Origin of the sequence: Clostridium moniliforme (genome assembly GCF_017873235.1) — a bacterium.
GTDB lineage: Bacteria > Bacillota > Clostridia > Clostridiales > Clostridiaceae > Clostridium > Clostridium moniliforme.
The window spans coordinates 1-1,236 of record NZ_JAGGJZ010000027.1; the positions used below are offsets into that span (position 1 = coordinate 1).

Here is a 1,236-nt window from a genome sequence, read left to right on the forward strand (position 1 = left end):
AGAGAAATAGTGCCCGTACCGCAAACCGACACAGGTAGATGAGGAGAGAATCCTAAGGCCCGCGGAAGAATTGCAGTTAAGGAACTAGGCAAATTGACCCCGTAACTTCGGGAGAAGGGGTGCCTGCGAGAGCAGGCCGCAGAGAATAGGCCCAAGCAACTGTTTAGCAAAAACACAGGTCTCTGCTAAAGCGAAAGCTGATGTATAGGGGCTGACGCCTGCCCGGTGCTGGAAGGTTAAGGGGAACACTTAGCGCAAGCGAAGGTGTGAACTTAAGCCCCAGTAAACGGCGGCCGTAACTATAACGGTCCTAAGGTAGCGAAATTCCTTGTCAGGTAAGTTCTGACCCGCACGAATGGCGTAATGACTTGGGCACTGTCTCAACTGCAAATCCGGCGAAGTTGTAGTGCGAGTGAAGATGCTCGCTACCCGCGATTGGACGGAAAGACCCCGTAGAGCTTTACTGTAGCTTAGCATTGAATTTCGGTATTATCTGTACAGGATAGGTGGGAGACTAGGAAATCAGGACGTCAGTCTTGATGGAGTCGCCCTTGGGATACCACCCTGATATTACTGGAATTCTAACAGGACGCCATGGAACTGGTGACTGGACATTGTTAGGTGGGCAGTTTGACTGGGGCGGTCGCCTCCTAAAAAGTAACGGAGGCGCCCAAAGGTTCCCTCAGAACGGTCGGAAATCGTTCGAAGAGTGCAAAGGCAGAAGGGAGCCTGACTGCGACACCCACAAGTGGAGCAGGGACGAAAGTCGGGCTTAGTGATCCGGTGGTACCTCGTGGGAGGGCCATCGCTCAACGGATAAAAGCTACCTCGGGGATAACAGGCTGATCTCCCCCAAGAGTTCACATCGACGGGGAGGTTTGGCACCTCGATGTCGGCTCGTCGCATCCTGGGGCTGAAGTAGGTCCCAAGGGTTGGGCTGTTCGCCCATTAAAGCGGCACGCGAGCTGGGTTCAGAACGTCGTGAGACAGTTCGGTCCCTATCCGTCGCGGGCGTAGGAAATTTGAGAGGAGCTGTCCTTAGTACGAGAGGACCGGGATGGACTGACCTCTGGTGTACCAGTTGTTCCGCCAGGAGCATAGCTGGGTAGCTAAGTCGGGAAGGGATAAACGCTGAAAGCATCTAAGCGTGAAGCCCACCTCAAGATGAGATTTCCCATAGCATAAGCTAGTAAGACCCCTTGAAGAACACAAGGTTGATAGGTCAGAGGTGTAAGC

At 53.5% G+C, this 1,236-nt stretch carries 1 rRNA gene; it reads left to right on the plus strand.

Annotated features, from left to right (window positions below):
• A 23S ribosomal RNA gene (locus J2Z53_RS12810) occupies positions 1-1,236 on the plus strand; the annotation flags it as partial.